This is a genomic window from Corynebacterium sp. KPL4015 (assembly GCF_040225725.1).
Lineage (GTDB): Bacteria > Actinomycetota > Actinomycetes > Mycobacteriales > Mycobacteriaceae > Corynebacterium > Corynebacterium rhinophilum.
In genome coordinates this window covers 1-2,089 of sequence record NZ_JBEHGF010000053.1, presented here as the reverse complement: position 1 = coordinate 2,089, position 2,089 = coordinate 1, and the positions used below count along the sequence as shown (strand labels likewise).

Genomic DNA, 2,089 nt, shown 5'->3' with positions numbered 1-2,089 from the left:
ACACCATTGAGCTTGGTTACTCCTTTATCGATGTCCAAAGCCTCACGCGGATTAATACCGACGGCTTTTGCTGCGTCGGGCCTGGCCCCGGTAACCTCCGCCTGGGCCAGGGCGGGACCACAGCGGCACGCCCGGAGACTTCGAGTGCCGTCAGGTCTCGCTTAATCGTCCGGACAGAGACCTCAACTCGCGGGCTAGCCCCTCCGACAGCGCGTGGAGGTGTTCCGAGCGCTTCACCAGGAAACCATCGCCATACTCATGCCATAAATAGTGCCATTCCGTTGTCCAGGAGCCCTGCTAACATGGAGCACATGACATCGAACGCAACGGATCAACCGCACGTCATCCTCGTTCCCGGCTACTGGCTGGGTGCCTGGGCCTGGGATGGCGTCGTGCCCGCCCTGAAGAATCAGGGGTTTCAAGTCAAGGCCGTCACCCCGCCGGGCCTTGACGAGCAGGATCCCGACCGTACGAACACGACTCTGCAGGACCAGGTCGACGCCCTCCAGTCCCTTGTCGAACAGGCCGGCGGCGACGTCGTTCTCGTGGGGCACAGCGGCGCCAACGCCGCGGTGAGCATCGTCGCAGACAAGGCCCCTCAGTTGCTCCGCCGAGTCATCTGGGTCGACTCCGGGCCTATGCAAGACGGAGGAGCCTTCGCGCCGGAGCTGCCGCAGGACGTCGAGGAGCTCCCGCTGCCCGACTTCGACACACTTGGTCAGCAGGCCAGCCTCGAGGGGCTCAGCGATGACCAGCTCAAGACCTTCCGCACTCGCGCTGTTCCCGAGCCTGCGGGTGTTGCCCGCGCCATGGTCTCCTTGACCCATGATCGGCGCCACGCCGTGCCGACCACTCTGATCTGCTGCTCTTTGTCGTCCAGCCAGGTCCTTGAGCTGGCACAGGCGCGTCACCCCATGTTCGTAGCCGTCAACGACCTGATCGACGTACAAATGATCGACCTGCCCACTGGTCATTGGCCGATGTGGAGCCGCCCCGAGGAACTAGCCAACACGATCGCCACCGCCGCTCTCTCCTCCTGAATCCCCCTCACCTATGAAGGGGGTCAGCCACTGCGCTGGCCCCCTTCGTCTCGTTCCGAAAACCCCATGAGCCACAATAACTAACGCTGCCCTCACGCCCCGCCACCGCCTCAAAGTTGCCCAACTCGTCGTTGACGATGGCCATCCCATTAGCGAGGTCGCCGCCCGATTCCAGGTCGCCTGGCCGACCGTGAAGAGGTGGGTCAACCGATACTTTGTCGGTGAGTCCATGCATGACCGGACCTCGCGCCCAAGAACGTCGACGAGCAAGACCCCGAAAGCGGTCCCGAAGCGGTGTGTGAGCCTGCGAATGCGGTTGCGGGAGGGGCCGGTACAGCTTGCTATCCGCCTCGGCATCGCCCCGTCTACGGTCCACCGTATCCTCACGACCGCGCGTCTGAACCGGTTGTTGTACGCCGATCGGGCCACGGGCGAGCCTGTCCGCCGGTACGAGCACCCCTATACCGGGTCGCTGGTGCATGTGGATGTGAAGAAGCTCGGGAACACCCCACCCAATCCCTGGCACAAACACCGCACACTAAAACAGCGTCTGCTGGTCACTATCCACACCAAAGATTGCCTCACGATAGCGACGCTCGTCCCACCCATCACGAAGCGCATTCCTAATCCGCCGCGAGCGCTCAACCCGAGAACTCAACGCCGTAACAGCAACCCTATTTCCCGCATGACGGCCAAGCTCTACCGCATAGCGAAGATTCTCCCGCTGTGTTGTCTTACGCACATGACCACAACCGACCCGAACACACAACGGCTCGTTGCACTCATGCTCGGCAACCTCGCGCGCGGAAAACGACGCACCCGCGACAAGAAGAGCAAAACGGTGAGCCGCCACAGTGCGCTGACGATTACCGCGCTGCCATGTAAAACGCCCATACCCATCAGGAGAAGAAATAGACCCCACCCGTAGCCAACACCCGTGTGGCGATTTCACGACATGCTCAAAGAAAGCCTTGGGCCCGACCCCCGGAAAGTGGACACATCGGGGGCTAGCTATGCTGCTGTGGTCAGTATAGCCGAAGTCTCGGCTT

1 protein-coding gene and 1 pseudogene are annotated in these 2,089 nt (G+C 62.0%); both read left to right on the top strand.

Annotated elements, in window-relative coordinates:
• Positions 1-311: 311 nt before the first annotated feature.
• The gene (locus ABRP64_RS11560) at positions 312-1,040 is read left to right on the top strand and encodes an alpha/beta fold hydrolase (protein WP_349866528.1); all 729 of its coding nucleotides are present in this window, start codon (positions 312-314) and stop codon (positions 1,038-1,040) included.
• Between the two features lie 76 nt (positions 1,041-1,116).
• Positions 1,117-1,551 (top strand): annotated as a pseudogene (locus ABRP64_RS11555) (helix-turn-helix domain-containing protein); the annotation flags it as partial.
• Positions 1,552-2,089 lie beyond the last annotated feature (538 nt).

Excerpts from the sequence above, each read along its gene's own strand:
- ABRP64_RS11560 (WP_349866528.1), top strand. The coding sequence starts at position 312 with ATGACATCGAACGCAACGGATCAACCGCACGTCATCCTCGTTCCCGGC.